The organism is Hydrogenophaga sp. SNF1 (genome assembly GCF_034421675.1).
Lineage (GTDB): Bacteria > Pseudomonadota > Gammaproteobacteria > Burkholderiales > Burkholderiaceae_C > Hydrogenophaga > Hydrogenophaga borbori.
The window spans coordinates 4475657-4491043 of the sequence record NZ_CP139793.1; the positions used below are offsets into that span (position 1 = coordinate 4475657).

The 15387-nt window shown below is 69.5% G+C and carries 16 protein-coding genes; 11 read left to right on the plus strand and 5 right to left on the minus strand.

Annotated elements, in window-relative coordinates:
• Positions 1 to 31 precede the first annotated feature (31 nt).
• Genes SOM08_RS21525 through SOM08_RS21540 form a run of 4 tightly spaced genes read left to right on the plus strand, consistent with a single transcriptional unit; the run spans position 32 to position 4525 of the window.
• A complete protein-coding gene (locus tag SOM08_RS21525) occupies positions 32 to 1186 on the plus strand; it encodes a substrate-binding domain-containing protein (protein WP_116960001.1) in 1155 nt (384 codons plus the stop codon).
• 6 nt (positions 1187 to 1192) lie between these two features.
• A complete protein-coding gene (locus tag SOM08_RS21530) occupies positions 1193 to 2047 on the plus strand; it encodes a branched-chain amino acid ABC transporter permease (RefSeq protein ID WP_070400900.1) in 855 nt (284 codons plus the stop codon).
• 16 nt (positions 2048 to 2063) lie between these two features.
• Positions 2064 to 3824 carry an ABC transporter permease subunit gene (locus SOM08_RS21535; protein ID WP_322469716.1) on the plus strand — a complete coding sequence of 587 codons (1761 nt, stop codon included), beginning with the start codon at positions 2064 to 2066 and terminating at the stop codon, positions 3822 to 3824.
• On the plus strand, positions 3821 to 4525 hold the full coding sequence (locus SOM08_RS21540) for an ABC transporter ATP-binding protein (RefSeq protein WP_322469717.1): 705 nt from the start codon (positions 3821 to 3823) through the stop codon (positions 4523 to 4525). The genes SOM08_RS21535 and SOM08_RS21540 overlap by 4 nt, the downstream gene beginning before the upstream one ends.
• Positions 4526 to 5120: 595 nt before the next feature.
• On the opposite strand, the gene SOM08_RS21545 is transcribed toward SOM08_RS21540, so the two are convergent.
• On the minus strand, positions 5121 to 6029 hold the full coding sequence (locus tag SOM08_RS21545) for a LysR family transcriptional regulator (protein WP_181936525.1): 909 nt from the start codon (positions 6027 to 6029) through the stop codon (positions 5121 to 5123).
• Positions 6030 to 6139: 110 nt separating this feature from the next.
• Between SOM08_RS21545 and SOM08_RS21550 the strand changes: the two genes are divergently transcribed.
• The 6 genes from SOM08_RS21550 (at position 6140) to SOM08_RS21575 (ending at position 12022) form a co-directional block, all read left to right on the plus strand.
• The gene (locus tag SOM08_RS21550; protein WP_116960005.1) at positions 6140 to 8260 is read left to right on the plus strand and encodes an indolepyruvate ferredoxin oxidoreductase subunit alpha; all 2121 of its coding nucleotides are present in this window, start codon (positions 6140 to 6142) and stop codon (positions 8258 to 8260) included.
• 61 nt (positions 8261 to 8321) lie between these two features.
• Complete coding sequence (locus SOM08_RS21555) at positions 8322 to 9806, plus strand: indolepyruvate oxidoreductase subunit beta family protein (RefSeq protein WP_322469718.1); 1485 nt, start codon at positions 8322 to 8324, stop codon at positions 9804 to 9806.
• Positions 9807 to 9896: 90 nt separating this feature from the next.
• Positions 9897 to 10364, plus strand: a complete 468-nt coding sequence (locus tag SOM08_RS21560) for a GNAT family N-acetyltransferase (RefSeq protein ID WP_322469719.1) — start codon at positions 9897 to 9899, stop codon at positions 10362 to 10364.
• Positions 10365 to 10458: 94 nt separating this feature from the next.
• Positions 10459 to 11100 (plus strand): lysoplasmalogenase, encoded by a 642-nt coding sequence (locus SOM08_RS21565; protein WP_322469720.1) that lies wholly within the window; start codon positions 10459 to 10461, stop codon positions 11098 to 11100.
• Between the two features lie 149 nt (positions 11101 to 11249).
• Positions 11250 to 11627: a hypothetical protein gene (locus tag SOM08_RS21570; RefSeq protein ID WP_322469721.1), complete on the plus strand. Its 378-nt coding sequence runs from the start codon at positions 11250 to 11252 to the stop codon at positions 11625 to 11627.
• Positions 11624 to 12022 carry a hypothetical protein gene (locus SOM08_RS21575; protein ID WP_181936526.1) on the plus strand — a complete coding sequence of 133 codons (399 nt, stop codon included), beginning with the start codon at positions 11624 to 11626 and terminating at the stop codon, positions 12020 to 12022. Before SOM08_RS21570 ends, SOM08_RS21575 begins: the two co-directional genes overlap by 4 nt.
• Before the next feature lie 140 nt (positions 12023 to 12162).
• Here SOM08_RS21575 and SOM08_RS21580 read toward each other — a convergent pair whose 3' ends face one another.
• Positions 12163 to 12381 (minus strand): SlyX family protein, encoded by a 219-nt coding sequence (locus tag SOM08_RS21580; RefSeq protein WP_322469722.1) that lies wholly within the window; start codon positions 12379 to 12381, stop codon positions 12163 to 12165.
• Between the two features lie 209 nt (positions 12382 to 12590).
• Here SOM08_RS21580 and SOM08_RS21585 point away from each other — a divergent pair, with 209 nt between their 5' ends.
• Entirely contained in the window at positions 12591 to 12923 is a 333-nt protein-coding gene (locus tag SOM08_RS21585; protein ID WP_322469723.1) for a hypothetical protein, read from the plus strand.
• A 34-nt stretch (positions 12924 to 12957) separates the two neighbouring features.
• Here SOM08_RS21585 and SOM08_RS21590 read toward each other — a convergent pair whose 3' ends face one another.
• The 3 genes from SOM08_RS21590 to SOM08_RS21600 all read right to left on the minus strand — a co-directional run bounded on the left by SOM08_RS21590 (position 12958) and on the right by SOM08_RS21600 (position 15370).
• The gene (locus SOM08_RS21590; RefSeq protein WP_322469724.1) at positions 12958 to 13251 is read right to left on the minus strand and encodes a hypothetical protein; all 294 of its coding nucleotides are present in this window, start codon (positions 13249 to 13251) and stop codon (positions 12958 to 12960) included.
• A 244-nt stretch (positions 13252 to 13495) separates the two neighbouring features.
• Entirely contained in the window at positions 13496 to 13738 is a 243-nt protein-coding gene (locus SOM08_RS21595) for a hypothetical protein (RefSeq protein ID WP_116960011.1), read from the minus strand.
• Between the two features lie 177 nt (positions 13739 to 13915).
• Positions 13916 to 15370, minus strand: coding sequence for an aldehyde dehydrogenase (locus SOM08_RS21600; protein WP_322469725.1), 1455 nt, complete (start codon positions 15368 to 15370; stop codon positions 13916 to 13918).
• Between the last annotated feature and the right edge of the window lie 17 nt (positions 15371 to 15387).

The window sequence follows — 15387 nt, forward strand, 5'->3', positions numbered from 1 at the left end:
CGTCCCATCCCATTCTTCCGAGGAGTTCCCCATGGACCGTCGCGCCCTCCTGCAAGCCACCGCCGGCCTGGCCGCCACCCTGGGCCTGGGCCGCGCGGCCATGGCCGCCAGCCCCCTGACGGTGGCCGTCATGATCCCGCAGAGCGGCCCCGCCGGCCTCTTCGGCCCCACCGCCAAGGCCTGCGCCGAGCTCGCCGCCGAGGTCATCAACGCCCAGGGCGGGGTGCTGGGTCGCCCGCTCAAGCTGGCCTTCGGCGACGCCGGCGCCGCGCCGGCCGAGGCCGCGCAGTCGGCACTCAAGCTGTGGCGCGGCGCGGGCGCGGGCGCCGTCATCGGCATGCACGACAGCGCGGTGCGCGGCGCGCTGGTCAACCTCTTCAAGGGCCAGGTGCCCTACTTCTACACGCCGGTCTACGAAGGCGGCGAGTGCGCCAAGGGCACCTACATGAACGGCGAGACGCCCTCGCAGCAGCTGGAGCCGGTCATCCCCTGGATCGCCGCCGAGCGCAAGCCCAAGAAGTGGTACCTGATCGGCAACGACTACGTCTGGGGCCGCAACACCAACGCCGCCGCCAAGGGCTACATCCAGAAGACCGGCGCCGAGGTGGTGGGCGACGAGTACCTGCCGTTCACCGTCGACAACTTCGACTCCAGCCTGGCGCGCATCCGCGACAGCGGCGCCGACGCGGTGCTGGTCTCGCTGGTGGGCGGCGCCTCGGTCAGCTTCAACAAGGCCTTCGCCGGCCTGGGCATGAGCGATCGCGCCCTGCGACTGGGCACGCTGATCGAGGAGAACACGCTGGCCGGCATCGGCGCCGCCAACGCGCGCAACCTGTACGCCAGCACCGGCTACTTCGCCAGCTCCACCGCGCCCGCGGCCAAGGCCTTCCTGGACCGCTTCAACCAGCGCTTCAGCGCCCAGGCCCCGGGACTGAGCACGCTCACCGAATCGGTCTACGAAGGCTTCCTGATGCTGCAGGCCATCGCCACCAAGGCCAAGTCGCTGGACGTGGCCAAGATGGACGCCGCCAGCGAGGGCGCGAGCTACCAGGGCCCGCGCGGCACCGTCACCATGCGCGCGCGCCATGTGGAGCAGGACGTGTTCGTCGCCGATGTCACCGACAAGGGGTTTCGCGTCGTCAAGACCTTCCCGCGCATCGGCGCGGGCCAAACCTGCAAGGTCTGACCGCGCATGGACCCGGGCCTGCTGCTGCACCTGCTCAACATCGCCTACGAACTGGCCACGCTGGCGCTGACCACGCTGGGCCTGGCCGTGGTGTTCGGCCTGCTCGGGGTGATGAACATGGCGCACGGCGAGTTCGTGATGCTCGGCGCCTACGCCGTGGTCGCGGTGCAGTCCTGGGGCTGGCCGCTGCTGGCGGCGGTGCCGCTGGCCATGGCGGTCTGCGGCGCGCTGGGCTATGGCGTGGAGCGCTGGCTGATCCGCCCGCTGTACCAGCGCCCCTTCGACACCCTGCTGGCCACCTGGGCGCTGGCCATGCTGATGCGCAAGAGCGTGGAAGCGGTGTTCGGCAAGGGCTACCGCAACGTCGAGAGCGAGCTGGCCATGCCCATGAACCTGGCCGGCCTGCAGTACCCCGCCTACCGGCTGGGGCTGATCGCCTTCAGCGTGGGGGTGATCCTGTTCCTGTTCGTCTGGTACCGGCGCAGCGCCGTGGGGCTGCGCGTGCGGGCCATGGTCGGCAACCCGCTGCTGGCCCAGGCCCTGGGTATCGACACGCGCCGCCTGGCCTCGCAGGCCTTCGTGGTCGGCGTGGTCATGGCCGGGCTCTCAGGCGTGCTGCTGGCGCCACTGATCCGCATCGAGCCCGGCATCGGCGTGGACTACCTGCTCGACGCCTTCTTCGTGCTCGTGGTGGGCGGCCTGGGTTCGCTGGGCGGCCTGGTCGGCGGCGTGGGCGTCATCGGCGGCACGCAGTCGGTGGTAAGCAGCGTCTCGGGCCAGACCAGCGGCTACGCGGTGGTGCTGGTGCTGTCCATGCTCTTCCTGTGGCTGCGACCGAATGGACTCTTCTCGCGCCGCTGAGGCCGCCCCCACCGCCATGCCGTCGACGACACGCCCGGGCCCGCGCCCGCTGCCGCCCCTGGCCCTGCTCGCGCTGGGCCTGATCGCCGTGCCGGTGCTGGGCGACGGCTTCCTGGCCTACCAGGTCGCGCTGTTCCTGATCTACGGCATCGCCACCCAGGGCGTGGCCCTGTGCTGGGGGCGCCTGGGCTTCCTGCCGCTGGGGCAGTCGCTGTTCTTCGGCCTGGGCGCCTACCTGGCGGGCGGCGCGCTCAAGGCCGCCGAGGCGCAGGCCGCCTGGACCCTGGCCCTGCCGCTGGCGGTGCTGCTGCCCGCGCTGCTGGCCTATGTGCTGGCGCGGCTGGTGTTCGCGCGCAGCCAGCGCAGCGGGCCGTACTTCTCGCTCATCACCCTGGCCGCATCGATGCTGGGCTTCCTGGTGGCGCAGCAGTGGTCCTCGGTCACCGGCGGCTTCAACGGCCTGTCCGGCGTGCCCGACCTGCCCGGCACCGAGCGATTCAGCACGCTCTACTGGGTGGTGGCGGCCGCGGCCCTGGCCAGCACGGCGCTGCTGGGCGCGCTGCTGCGCCGGCCCATCGGCGTGCTGTGGCACGCGATCGCGCAGGACGAGGAGCGCCTGCAGCTGTTCGGCTACGCCACCGACCGCATGAAGGCCGCCGCCTTCGCGCTCGCGGCCGCTCTGGCGGCGCTGGCCGGCGGGCTGTTCGCCGCGCACCAGGGCATCGTCACGCCGGTGGCCATGGGCTTCGTGCTGGCCACCGAGTTCGTCATCTGGGCCGCGGTGGGCGGCAAGCTCAGCCCGCTGGGCGCGCTGCTGGGCGCGGTGGTGGTGGGCTACGCCTCGTCCGAGCTGCGCGACCGCATCGCCTTCTGGGAGGTGCTGGTGGCCCTGGTCTTCATCCTCGTGGTGCGCTACCTGCCCGAGGGCCTGGCCGGCCTGGTGGCGGCGCGGCGCGCGCGCCGGGCCACCGCCGCCCCGGCCGAGGGCCCGCGCACGCCCGCGCCGGCGCGGCGCGCGCCCACGCCGGGGCTGTCGCTCGCCTTCGAGGACCTGTCGGTGGCGCAGAACGGCGTGCGCATCCTCGACGGCCTCTCGCTGGACCTGCAAGGCCCGGGCATCCGCGCGGTGATCGGCCCCAACGGCGCGGGCAAGACCTCCAGCTTCAACGCGCTCACCGGGCGCCTGCCGGTGCGCGGCGGGCGCCTGCGGCTGGGCGGCGAAGACGTCACCGGCTGGCCCACCTGGCGCGTGGCCGCGCAGGGCGTGGGCCGCAAGATGCAGGTGCCGACCGTGTTCCGCGAGCTGAGCGTGCGCGACAACCTGCTGATCGCGGTCTGGGCCGGGCGGCTGTCGGCGCGCGACACGCTGAGCCTGGCGCCGCACCAATGGACCACCCCGTTGCAGGACGAGCTGCTGGCGCGCTTCCCCGCCCTGCTCGATCAGTGGGGGGTGCCGGCCGGCGCGCTGTCGCAGGGCCACCGGCAGGCGCTGGAGTTCCTCATGACCGTGCTGCCCGAGCCCGGCCTGGTGCTGCTGGACGAGCCCTGCGCGGGCCTGTCGAGCGCCGAGACCCGGCACATGGCGGACGCCATCCAGGCGGCGGTGCGGCGCCTGGGCGCGGCCGCGCTGCTGATCGAGCACGACATCGACGCCGTCGCGGCCCTGGCCGACGAGGTTTTTGTGCTGCACCAGGGGCGGCTGCTGGCGCGCGGCAGCCTGCGCGAGGTGCAGGCCGATCCCCAGGTTCGCGCGGTGTACGCGGGAGGGCACAAATGAGCGCGACGGCGGGCGAGGGGCTGCGCTTCGAGGGCGTGGTCTGCGGTTATGGCGACACCATGGTGGTGCGCGGCCCGAGCGGCCGCGTGCGGCCGGGCCAGGTGCTGGGCGTGCTGGGCCGCAACGGCGTGGGCAAGACCACGCTGGTGCGCGCGCTGGCGGGCCAGCTGCCGCTGCGCGAAGGCCGGATCCACTGGCAGGGCCGCGACCTGGCGCGGGTGCCGGCGCACGCCCGCTGGGGCCTGGGCATCGCGCTGGCGCCGCAGGAGAACGTGGTGTTCGGCGACCTGAGCGTGGAGGAGAACCTCTGGCTGCACCGGCGCACGCGTGGCCTGGAGGCCTACGAGGCCTATCTCGACGCCTTTCCCCGCCTGCGGGAGCGCCGGGCCCAGCGCGCCGGCTCGCTCAGCGGGGGCGAGCGCAAGCTGCTGTCCTTCGTGCGCACCCTGGGCGCGGCGGCGGCGCTGAGCGTGCTGGACGAGCCCACCGAGGGCGTGCAGCCCGAGAACATTCAGCGCATGGCGGCCTGCGTGGCCGAGCGCCGCCGCCAGGGCGCGGGCTTTCTCATCGTGGAGCAGAACCTGTCCTTCCTGGAGGCCGTGGCCGACGAGGTGCTGGTGCTGGACCGCGGGGAATGCGTGCTCGAAGGGGCGATGGCGGAGCTGGGGCGCGAGCGGCTGGAGGCGCACTTGACTGTCTGAGGCTCTCTCGGGTTTTTTTGCTTCAGATGCAGCGGATGGGCGAGCCGAGGGCCCGGGGTGCGCTGCGGCGGGCTTCAATGCACAGCCCCTCGCTGCGCGAGGGGTTCGCTGCGGTGCTCGGGTGAGCGGCCCCGCGGCGGAACTCGCTGCGTGGGCTTTGCCCACTCCGCTCAAACAGCCGCCGCCAGTCAGTTCACGAAGCGCGCTGCGCGCGCGGGCCACTCACCCTGCGCTCCTCGCCTGCGCATAGGCGCCCGCCGCAGCGCACCCCGGGCCCTCGGCCAGCGACGTGACTGGCAAACGAAAGGGGAAGAAGGAGGAAGGAAGAGGAAAGCGGACATGCGCTTCCCTTGCAGGCGAACCCAGGTACCACCCGTCAGGGGTGGGCCCAGGGCCTTGGCGGCGCCTATGCGGTGCCGAGAAGCGCAGGGACTGCGGCGGCGCGCGCAGCGCGCTTGGTGAACTGACTCGCGGCGGCTGTCTGAGCGGAGCGCCTGGAGGGCGCGCAGCGAGGGGCGCCGCATTGAAGCCGCCACGGCCCTGGGCCCGCCCCTGACACGCCAACCACCATGGCCGGCCCAATGCAAACAGTCCCTCAAAGCCCGCTCAGATCCCGCATCACCTCCTCGCGCAGCCAGCGGTGCGCGGGCGCGGCGTCCTGGCGGGCGTGCCAGTGCAGCCGCACCTCGAAGCCCGCGATCGGCACCGGCAGCTCCACGGTGCGCAGCCGGCGCTCGCGCGCGTAGAGTTGGGCCACGCGCGAGGGCAGCACCACCACCAGGTCGCTGTCTTCCAGCAGGCTGGGCAGCACCGAAAACTGCGGCACCAATGCCACCACATTGCGCTGCACGCCGCGCTCGGCCAGCGCGCCGTCGACCAGCGCATGGCCCGAGGCCGGCGAGCTCACCATCACATGGCGCGCGCGGCTGAAGGTCTCCAGGTCGATGGACTCGCCCACGCCGGGGTAGTTGTCCGCCATCAGGCAGACGTAGCGCTCATGGAACAGCAGCTGATTGCGCGTGTGCGTGTGCAGGCTGGGCAGGTTGCCAATGGCCAGGTCCAGGGTGCCGCGCGCCAGGTCGTCCTGCAGGCCGCCGGACAGCTGCACGAATTCCACCTGGATGCGCGGCGCGATGGTCTGGAACCGCCGCAGCAGCGGCGGCGTGAAGAACAGCGAGCCGATGTCCGACAGCGCGATGCGAAACCGCCGCGTGGAGCTGAACGGGTCGAAGGCCGCGTTCGCGTCCAGCGTGCCCTCGATGGCGTGCAGGGCCACACTGAGCTGCTCGTACAGCCGCTCGGCCACCGCCGTGGGCACCAGGCCGGCGCTGCCGCGCGAGAACAGCCGGTCGCCATAGACCTCGCGCAGCCGCGCCAGCGAATGGCTGATGGTGGGCTGCGTGAGGCCCAGGCGTTCGGCGGCCTGGGTCACGCTGCGGGTCTCGTAGATGGCAACGAGGGCCCGGATCAGGTTCAGGTCGAAGCGCGTGGGGTGGTGGTCCATCTTGTCCGTCGATATGTAACAAGGATGCCATGGATAGGTCTTCCGGTGGCCGCTCCCTAGCATCCCGGGATTGTCCGGCGCCCGCGCGCCACCCCTGGAGGCATTCAAGAATGGAACGATCGTTCGCTGCCGAAGTCCGGTCCCTGCGGCTGGGCGCCGGCGAGACTTTTCACGGCGAGGGCATTCTCGCCGTCACCAAGGCCCTGCTGCAGTCCGGCGTCAGCTACATCGGCGGCTACCAGGGCGCGCCCGTGTCGCACCTGATCGACGTGCTGGGCGACGCGCGCGGCCTGCTCGACGAGCTGGGCGTGTACTTCGAGGCCAGCGCCTCCGAGGCCGGCGCCGCCGCCATGCTGGGCGCGTCCATCCACTACCCGGTGCGCGGCGCCGTCACCTGGAAAAGCACGGTGGGCACCAACGTGGCCTCGGACGCGCTGTCCAACCTGGCCTCGGCCGGCGTCACCGGTGGCGCCCTGGTGATCCTGGGCGAGGACTACGGCGAGGGCTCCAGCATCATCCAGGAGCGCACCCACGCCTTCGCCATGAAGTCGCAGATGTGGCTGCTGGACCCGCGCCCCAACCTGGGCTCCATCGTGGACGCGGTGGAGCGCGGCTTCGAGCTGTCGGAGGCCAGCAGCACGCCGGTGCTGCTGCAGCTGCGCATCCGCGCCTGCCACGTGCACGGCAGCTTCGCCTGCAAGGACAACCGCTCGCCGGCGGTGTCCATGCGCCAGCCCATCGAACAGCCCGCCTACGACTACGGCCGCATCAACCTGCCGCCCTCCATCTACCAGCACGAGCGCCAGAAGGTGGAGCAGCGCTGGCCCGCCGCCCTGCGCTACATCCAGGAGGCCGGCCTGAACGAGCGCTTCGACGGCGACCTGTCCGACGTCGGCCTGATCGTGCCGGGCGGCCTGTACAACGGCGTAATCCGCGGCCTGCAGAGCCTGGGCCTGGCCGACGCCTTCGGCGCCTCGCGCCTGCCGATCTACGCGCTCAACGTGGTCTACCCGCTGGTGCCCGACGAGGTGCTGGACTTCTGCCGCGACAAGAAGGCCGTGCTGCTGGTCGAAGAGGGCCAGCCCAACTACATCGAGGACGCGCTGCACGCCGTGCTGCGCAAGGCCGGCGTCGACACGCGCCTGCACGGCAAGGACATCTTCCCCATGGCCGGCGAGTACACCGGCGACGTGATGGTCGAGGCCCTGGCGCGCTTCGTCGAACAGGCCGCGCCCGCCGGCCTCGTCGCCGCGCCCATCGCCGCGATGGCCAAGGCCCTGCGCGAGCACAAGGCCCAGGCCAGCCAGGCCATCGGCGCGCCCGTGCCCACGCGCCCGCCGGGCTTTTGCATCGGCTGCCCCGAGCGGCCGGTGTTCTCGGCCATCAAGCAGATGCAGGAGAAGCTGGGCCAGGTGCACGTGAACGCGGACATCGGCTGCCACACTTTCGGCACCCTGCCGCCGTTCAACGTGGGCAGCACCGTGCTGGGCTACGGCCTGGGCCTGGCCAGCTCATCGGGCGTGGGCCCGCTGCTGCCCAATCGCACCCTCAGCATCATGGGCGACGGGGGCTTCTGGCACAACGGCTTCACCAGCGGCGTGGTCAACGCGGTCTACAACGGCCAGGACTCGGTGCTGGTCATCCTGCAGAACGGCTACACCTCGGCCACGGGCACGCAGGTGATCCCGTCCTCGCCCTCGCAGCCGCTGTCCAAGCCGCTCACGCTGGACATCGAGAAAGCCCTGCATGGCGTGGGCGTGAAGTGGATCCGCAAGGTGGGCAGCTACCACGTGGAAGAAATGCGCGACACGCTGGAAGAGGCCATGTCCACGCCCGAGGGTGGGCTCAAGGTCATCATCGCCGACGGCGAATGCCAGCTGGAGCGCCAGCGCCGCCTCAAGCCGAAGCAGGCCGAACAGCTCAAGCGCGGCGAGCGCGTGGTGCGCACGCGCTTCGGCATCGACGAAGACACCTGCACCGGCGACCACTCCTGCATCCGGCTCTCGGGCTGCCCCTCGCTCACCATCAAGCCCAACCCCAGCCCGCTGCGCACCGACCCGGTGGCCAGCGTCAACAGCGCCTGCGTGGGCTGCGGCCTGTGCGGCGAAAACGCGCACGCCGCCGTGCTCTGCCCGTCTTTCTACAAGGCCGAGGTGGTGCAGAACCCCACGGCGTTCGAACGCTTCATGGCCCGCGTGCGCGGCGCCCTCATCGAAAGGCTGGCGGCATGAGCGCCGCCGGGCCGCTCCCCAGGCGCTCAGCCCTGCAGTGCGCTGCACGAAAGGAAATCCAATGACACAGGCCCTGTGCATCCTCATCGGCGCCATGGGTGGCGAAGGCGGCGGCGTGCTGTCCGACTGGCTGGTCGACGCCGCCATGCAGGCCGGCTTCCCGGTGCAAAGCACCTCGGTGCCCGGCGTGGCCCAGCGCACCGGCGCCACCACCTACTACGTGGAGATCTTTCCCCAGCGCCGCGCCGAACTCGGCGGGCGCGAGCCCGTGCTCTCGCTCACGCCCACGGCGGGCCAGGTGGACCTGATGGTGGCGTCCGAACTGGTGGAGGCCGGCCGCGCCATCCAGAACGGCTACGTGCACCCGGCCAAGACCCTGCTGATCGCCTCCACCCACCGCGAGTACGCGGTGTCCGAGAAGGCCGCCATGGGCGACGGCCGCTTCGACAGCGAGCGCGTGCTGCAGGCCGCGCAGGCCCAGGCCCGCGCCGCCGTGCTGCTGGACATGCGCGCCCTGGCGCAGCAGCACGGCACCGTCATCAACACCGTGCTGTTCGGCGCCATGGCCGGCTCGGGCGTGCTGCCCTTCTCGCGCGAGCAATGCGAGCAGGCCATCGAGCGCTCCGGCAAGGCGGTGCAGGCCAGCCTGCGCGGCTTCGCCGCCGGTTTCGAGGCCGCCTCGGGCCGCGTGCAGGCCAGCACCCAACTCGCCGAACGCCTGCAGGGCACCGACCGCCTGCCCGCGCGCGCCCGCGCCTGGCCGGCCGCGCTGCACGAGGTGGTGGCCTCGGGCGTCGAGCTCACCACCCACTACCAGGATGCGCGCTACGCCGAGCAGTACCTGGACGCCGTGGAGCGCCTGCTGGACGCGCAGCGCCGCCTGGGCCAGAGCGACTGGGCCGTGACGCGCGAGGCCGCGCGCTACCTGGCCCTGTGGATGTGCTACGAGGACGTGGTGCGCGTGGCCCAGCTCAAGACCCGGCGCGAGCGCCTGGAGCGCGTGCGCCGCGAGGTGGGCGCCAAGCCCAGCGACGCCCTGCGCACCACCGAGTACCTGAAGCCCGGCATCGACGAGATCGCCTCGCTGCTGCCGCCGGTGCTGGCCCGTGCGCTGCTCAAGGCCACCGAGGGCCGCGCCTGGCACCGGGGCCTGCTGGTGCGCACCGACACGCTGCGCGGCTTCCTGGTGCTGTGCGCGCTGCGCTCGTTCAAGGTCTTTCGGCGCCACGGCTTCCGCTACGCGCAGGAACAGGCCGCCATCCAGCGCTGGCTCGACGCCATCGAAAGCCACCTGCCCGACCCGGCGGCGGCGCTGGAGATCGCGCGGGCCGGCAACCTGGTGAAGGGCTACGGTGAAACGAACCGGCGCGGGCACCGCAACCTCACGGCCCTGCTCGACGCGGCACAGCCCGGCACCCCGGCGCCGCGGCTGCGCGAGATCCGTCTCGCCGCGCTGGCCGACCCGCAGGGCAAACAGCTCTCGGGCGCGCTGGGCCGGCCGGTGGTGGCGCAGCCCATCCGCATCGTGCGGCGGCCGCAGGCCTGAGGGCGGGCTCCGATACCGCCCCTGCCGCGCGGGTGGACCAGAGGCCATCATTCGGGTGGACCAAACTGTCTGTCCATCCTTCACCACGCCATGGCCCCTCATATCCGCTCTGCAACCACCAACGACGCCGCCGACATCTGCGCCGTGATCCGACGGTCCATCACCGAATGCTGCGTCGACGACCACCAAGGCGACGCCGAGTTGTTGAGAAGCTGGCTTCGCAACAAGACCGTGGCCAGCGTTGAAGCCTGGCTGAGGGACCACGAGGCCCATTGCATCGTGGGCGAGCGGGACGGCGCGGTCCACGGATTCGGCATGTCGCGCGGCGACCAGATTCTGCTCTGCTATGTGACGCCGGAGGCGCGCTTCACCGGCCTTGGCAAGGCCTTGTTGCAAACCCTCGAACGGCGCGCCGCCGCGCAAGGCCTGTCGACGCTTCGCCTGGACAGCACCCGAACCGCGGAAGCCTTCTACCGCCGCAACGGCTTCCTACCGACGGGGCCTGCCGTTCAAGCCTTTGGCTTGCGCGGACAACCCATGTCGAAGGCGGTGCGTTGATCGCCAGGCACCACGCACTGAGGGTCAGCCCTTGCATGGGGTGGCCGGCGGGCGGCTAAGCTCGCACCGCCCTTGGCCTGGCGACCTGCTTCCCATGACCCTGCCCACCGCCCTGACCGCTGCCTGCGCAATGTTCGTGATTGCCCAGCTGGTGGCCGACCGGCTGCAATGGCCGCTGGCGCGGATGATCACCAAGCTGGGGGCCAGCACGTGCTTCGTCGCGCTGGCGATTGCCTTGGGTGCGATGGAATCGCGCTACGGCCAATGGGTGCTGGGCGCGCTGCTGCTGGGCTGGCTGGGGGACGCGCTGCTGCTGGGGCAGCGATCGGCCGCCTTCATGGCCGGGCTGGCGGCCTTCCTGCTGTCGCACGGCTTGTACGCCACGGCTTTTGCGGCCGGCCCGCTCAGCTGGCCGGCCATGGGCGTGGCGCTGCTGCTCGCGGTGGCGGCGGGCTTCGGGGTGCTGCGCTGGCTGCTGCCGCACACGCCGGGCGCGTTCAAGGGGCCGGTGCTGGCCTATGTGGGGGTGATCCTGGCGATGTGCGTGGCGGCCACGGGGCATGCGGTGGCGACGGGGCGCTGGATCGTGCTGCTGGGGGCGGTGCTGTTCGCCATCTCCGACATCGCGGTGGGGCGGGAGCGCTTCGTTCGGTCCTCGCCGACGAACCACCTGTGGGGGTGGCCCACGTACTTTGGGGCGCAGGTGCTGTTGGCGTGGTCGGTCGCAACGCCATGACACGCACCATCCGGATACCCCGCTCTCAGACCAAGGGGCAGGCCCGGCAAAGTGCTGCTGGAGTTCCGGATCGGTGGTGTTCCACCCACCCAGGCAAAAGACATCGCCCAGGCCATTGCCTTGGCCAAAGGCCACGAGGCGTGAACGCCATGCGAAAAGCCGAACCCGCCAACAAGCGCAAGACCAAAACCAGGCCGTACGACGTGGTGGCGTACCTCAGCAGCCCCGAAGACATGGCCGCCTACCCGTACGCCTGGCTCGCCGAAGCACCCGACGACGCTGCCGGCATCGCCCGTGCCAAGGGCGTGCCACAGGTGGCCAAGGATGCGGGCCTTAGCTTCGTGTCGGCCGCGCCCATGGCGGCGGCCCTTCTCCACACCACTAGACTCTCACCTCTGCCGCTGAACCGCGCGCGGCCTGAAGCGCCATGCCACGGCCGGTGCGCGCAACCCACCCCACCGCCACCACCCCCCCATTTGCAGGAGCGCCTGTGTCCAACCCACCCCACAAAGACACGTCCAAGATGAGCTCGACCGAACTCCGCGAATACGCGGAGCGCTTGATGAAACAGGCCGAGGAACAGGCGACGAAGGAATTCGAATCCACGCTCAACTTCCTGTCGGACAAGCTCAGTCTGATGGGCAAGACGAAGAAGGACGCCGTCATCCATCTCATCAAGATGATGAAGTCCCACGAGGCGGAGGAGACGCTGGCCGAGCTGGCGGAAGGCGCGGGCTTCACCAGCCCCCGACGGGCCAAGGAGCGCGGCGATCTGGACAGCGAAGGGAATGCACCGGAGATTGGTGTGACCTACCAATTGCCCACGGGTGAAACCTGGAGCCGCAAGAGCAAGGTGGGGGCGACGAAGCGTGAGTTTGCGGCGTTTGCGAAGACGACGACTTGGGGGGCGATGAAGGTTTGAGGGGGTAAGCGGCTGCTTCTGCAGCGACCGAACTCTGACATCAAGCGGTCGTTCAGCGTGTGCAACGAAGAGCAACTTGAACGGTCTAGAGCGCCCGCAGATCGCCATCAAAAACCGTATTTGCGGGCTACTGGGCTTGCTCAGTAGTGCGGTGGCAGTTCGTCGCGCAGACTGCGAAAGACGGCGGCACCGTCAGCCGTGGGCATCTGGTTGCGCAGCGTGGAGAGCTCAGCGGTGAGGCGATTGATCTGGGCCTGTTGGCGCGCGACGATCTCGTTGAGCGTGTCCAGTAGGTCTTCGGCGAAGCTCGCCTTGATCTCGAGATGGGTGAGGCGGGCATCAGCGTCGGTGGGTTCCATCGGTAGTATTGTCTCGCGTCACGCGGTTGACCAACGCGCTAGGAGGCTTGGGCGGAGCGGCAACCTCCTGGGCGATGCCCACGCCTCTCCTGCTGGATTTGGGTCCCACATCAGCCGCTTCGGGCTCAGTTCAGTCTCACCTGGCATGGCGGCCATCGGCCATAAGCGGACTTTGACAATCTGCTTCCGCTCGGAGCGCGAACCGCAACATGAACAACCTTGAGAACACCCGTCTTGAGAAGCAAGCGGCCATCGACGGCGAGGTCGCTCGTGCAATCGTCGCTGCAACGCCTGAGCATTGGCGGTCAGCGACCATGCATGTCGAGCGTGACGAGGTAAGCGGTCAAGAGAGGATGAGTATCGTCATCAGCTCTCCTGAAGGGCACCCTGAACCGATTCGCCCGCCGGATGAGGTGTTCGAGTTGCTTGCAAAGCTCTCTAACCTGTTCCGTGCCGACAGCGAAGTCTGGTCCTCGCTGGTCTACAACGTCGCGCAAGATTCCAACGAACAGTGGAAGTACGACGTCCGCTTTACGTACTGAGCGATGTCGGCTTCGGGCCCAAAGCGGGCATTCTCTATTTCTCAGGAACGAACGTCTCCACAAGGCCAGAAGTGACTGCGTAGTCGGCAGCTGCCCGCATTGCGCCCTTGGTCACGGAACCAACAACGAGCAGATTCGGCTCGGCGAAGCAGGGGCGTTTTTGCAGTTCATCCTCAATGGTCTGTCCCAGCCTGACCGGTGCGTAGAACGTTAGGTGGTAGCGCTTGTCTAGATGAACCAACACTGCGCCGGGAAACCAGCCCTTCGACTCGACCTCGCTGGCGTATTCACAGAAATTTTCAGGTAGAACGAGTTCGTGGGTAGTCACCAATACCTCTTCGCAATGTCCGCATCTGGCCGATTGCGGCAGTCTAGCCCTCACCAAGCCAACTGCGAGTCGTCGATCTAGTCGTATCGAGGGCGAACGACCGGAACGTGGCGTAGAGCGCACATTCAGCGCAGCAGATCGACCGGGCGCACCCGCTGCGAAGCGGTCCGCCAGACTCAGAGATTGAGTGACCACGTCCAGTCTCAAGCCGTCGTACAGCCACCCTCGCCTTCGCGACCCGATCTCAAGCCCCCGATGCCACCCGATCCAACATGCTGCCCAAGCCGGCCTCGGCGTCGAGAAGATCGTCCCTCCGCTCCAACAAACCCAGAAGAACCCCAACGATCAACTCTCCATCGGACGGCGGCTGGTTCTCGCGTTGTTCGCGCATCACCGTCAGCGCGGCATTGGCCAGGGCGGAGGCCTTCTCTCGGTACTCGTGCAGCGACTGAAAGCTCGCCTTGATGACATGTCTGGATAGGCTCATCGCTCAACTCCCGGGTGATGTGAAGGGAGTGAGTATTGAGTTGAGCGGTGGACCGGTGGCGGTGTTTGAGGCACACCGCTGACATCCTTTGTGTGAAGACGGAATCACCCACCAAAACAAAGGCCCTGGAAGCTCCCGCCTCCAGGGCCTTTGCCCTCCCCCTCCGCAGTACCCCAATCAGAACGGATAGTGCCGCGGCGTGGTCTGCACCGTGATCCAGCGCAGCTCGGTGAACTCGGCGATGCCGGCCTTGCCACCAAAGCGCCCGATGCCCGAGCCCTTCACCCCACCAAAGGGCATCTGCGCTTCGTCGTGCACCGTGGGTCCGTTGACGTGGCAGATGCCGCTGTCGATCTTGCGGGCCACGTTGTAGGCGCGCGCGATGTCCTTGCCAAAGACGGATGCGCTCAGGCCGTATTCGTTGTCGTTGGCGCAGGCAATGGCTTCCTCGGTGCTCTTCACGCGCACGACGCACTTCACCGGGCCGAAGGTTTCTTCGCGGTAGATGCGCATGTCGGGCGTCACGTGGTCGAGCACGGTGGCGGGCATCAGGGTGTCGGTGCTTTTGCCGCCGCACACCAGCTTGGCGCCCTTGGCCAGGGCGTCGTCGATGAGCTCGTTGCAGAAGTTCACCGTGTTCATGCCGATGACCGAGCCCAGCACCACGGGCTCGGGTTTGCGCGGGTCGCCCACGGGCAGCTTGCTGGCCTTGTCGCCGAACTTCTTCACGAAGGCATCGGCGATCTTGTTGTCCACGATGAGGCGTTCGGTGCTCATGCAGATCTGGCCGCTGTTGGCGAAGGCACCGAAGGCCGCGCCGTTCACCGCGTCGTCGATGTCGGCGTCGTCGAGGATGACCATGGGCGCCTTGCCGCCCAGTTCCAGCACCACGGGCTTGAGGTACTTGGCGCAGGTCATGGCGATGATCTTGCCGACCTTGGTGGAGCCGGTGAAGTTCACGCGCCGCACGGCCGGGTGGGCCACGATGGCTTCCACCACGGCGCCCGCGTCGGCCGGGGCGTTGGTGATGTAGTTCACCACGCCGGGCGGGAAGCCCGCGTCCTGGAAGGCTTCGACGATGAGCTGGTGGGTGCGCGGGCAGTTCTCGCTGCCTTTGAACACCACGGTGTTGCCGCAGGCCAGGGGCACGCAGATGGCGCGCACGCCCAGGATGATGGGTGCGTTCCAGGGCGCGATGCCGAGCACCACGCCGGCCGGCTGGCGCACGCCCATGGCGAGCGAGCCGGGCACGTCGGAGGGAATCAGCTCGCCCGAGATCTGCGTGGTGAGGCCGGCGGCCTCGCGGATCATGCCGGCGGCGAGCATGCAGTTGAAGCCGGCCCACATACCGGTGCCGCCGGTTTCGGCGGCCACGGCTTCGATGAACTTCGGCGTCTTGGCCTCCAGCGCGTCGGCGGCTTTCAGCAGCAGGGCGCGGCGTTCGCCGGGGCCGGTTTCGCTCCAGGTCTTGAAGGCCTCGGCGGCGGCTTCAACGGCCATCACGGCGTCGGCCGGGCTGGCGGCGGGCGCGCGCGTGGCCACGCTGCCGTCGAGCGGGTTGCGGCGTTCGAAGGTGGCGCCTTTTTCGGCGGTGACCTTCAGGCCGTTGATGAGCATGGACAGGTCGGACATGGGTTCTCCTTGAGCGT

Excerpts from the sequence above, each read along its gene's own strand:
- SOM08_RS21560 (WP_322469719.1), top strand. The coding sequence starts at position 9,897 with ATGGCCCCTCATATCCGCTCTGCAACCACCAACGACGCCGCCGACATC.
- SOM08_RS21585 (WP_322469723.1), top strand. The coding sequence starts at position 12,591 with ATGAACAACCTTGAGAACACCCGTCTTGAGAAGCAAGCGGCCATCGAC.
- SOM08_RS21550 (WP_116960005.1), top strand. The coding sequence starts at position 6,140 with ATGGAACGATCGTTCGCTGCCGAAGTCCGGTCCCTGCGGCTGGGCGCC.
- SOM08_RS21535 (WP_322469716.1), top strand. The coding sequence starts at position 2,064 with ATGCCGTCGACGACACGCCCGGGCCCGCGCCCGCTGCCGCCCCTGGCC.
- SOM08_RS21600 (WP_322469725.1), bottom strand. The coding sequence starts at position 15,370 with ATGTCCGACCTGTCCATGCTCATCAACGGCCTGAAGGTCACCGCCGAA.
- SOM08_RS21575 (WP_181936526.1), top strand. The coding sequence starts at position 11,624 with ATGAGCTCGACCGAACTCCGCGAATACGCGGAGCGCTTGATGAAACAG.
- SOM08_RS21530 (WP_070400900.1), top strand. The coding sequence starts at position 1,193 with ATGGACCCGGGCCTGCTGCTGCACCTGCTCAACATCGCCTACGAACTG.
- SOM08_RS21555 (WP_322469718.1), top strand. The coding sequence starts at position 8,322 with ATGACACAGGCCCTGTGCATCCTCATCGGCGCCATGGGTGGCGAAGGC.
- SOM08_RS21565 (WP_322469720.1), top strand. The coding sequence starts at position 10,459 with ATGACCCTGCCCACCGCCCTGACCGCTGCCTGCGCAATGTTCGTGATT.
- SOM08_RS21595 (WP_116960011.1), bottom strand. The coding sequence starts at position 13,738 with ATGAGCCTATCCAGACATGTCATCAAGGCGAGCTTTCAGTCGCTGCAC.
- SOM08_RS21525 (WP_116960001.1), top strand. The coding sequence starts at position 32 with ATGGACCGTCGCGCCCTCCTGCAAGCCACCGCCGGCCTGGCCGCCACC.
- SOM08_RS21570 (WP_322469721.1), top strand. The coding sequence starts at position 11,250 with ATGCGAAAAGCCGAACCCGCCAACAAGCGCAAGACCAAAACCAGGCCG.
- SOM08_RS21545 (WP_181936525.1), bottom strand. The coding sequence starts at position 6,029 with ATGGACCACCACCCCACGCGCTTCGACCTGAACCTGATCCGGGCCCTC.
- SOM08_RS21580 (WP_322469722.1), bottom strand. The coding sequence starts at position 12,381 with ATGGAACCCACCGACGCTGATGCCCGCCTCACCCATCTCGAGATCAAG.
- SOM08_RS21540 (WP_322469717.1), top strand. The coding sequence starts at position 3,821 with ATGAGCGCGACGGCGGGCGAGGGGCTGCGCTTCGAGGGCGTGGTCTGC.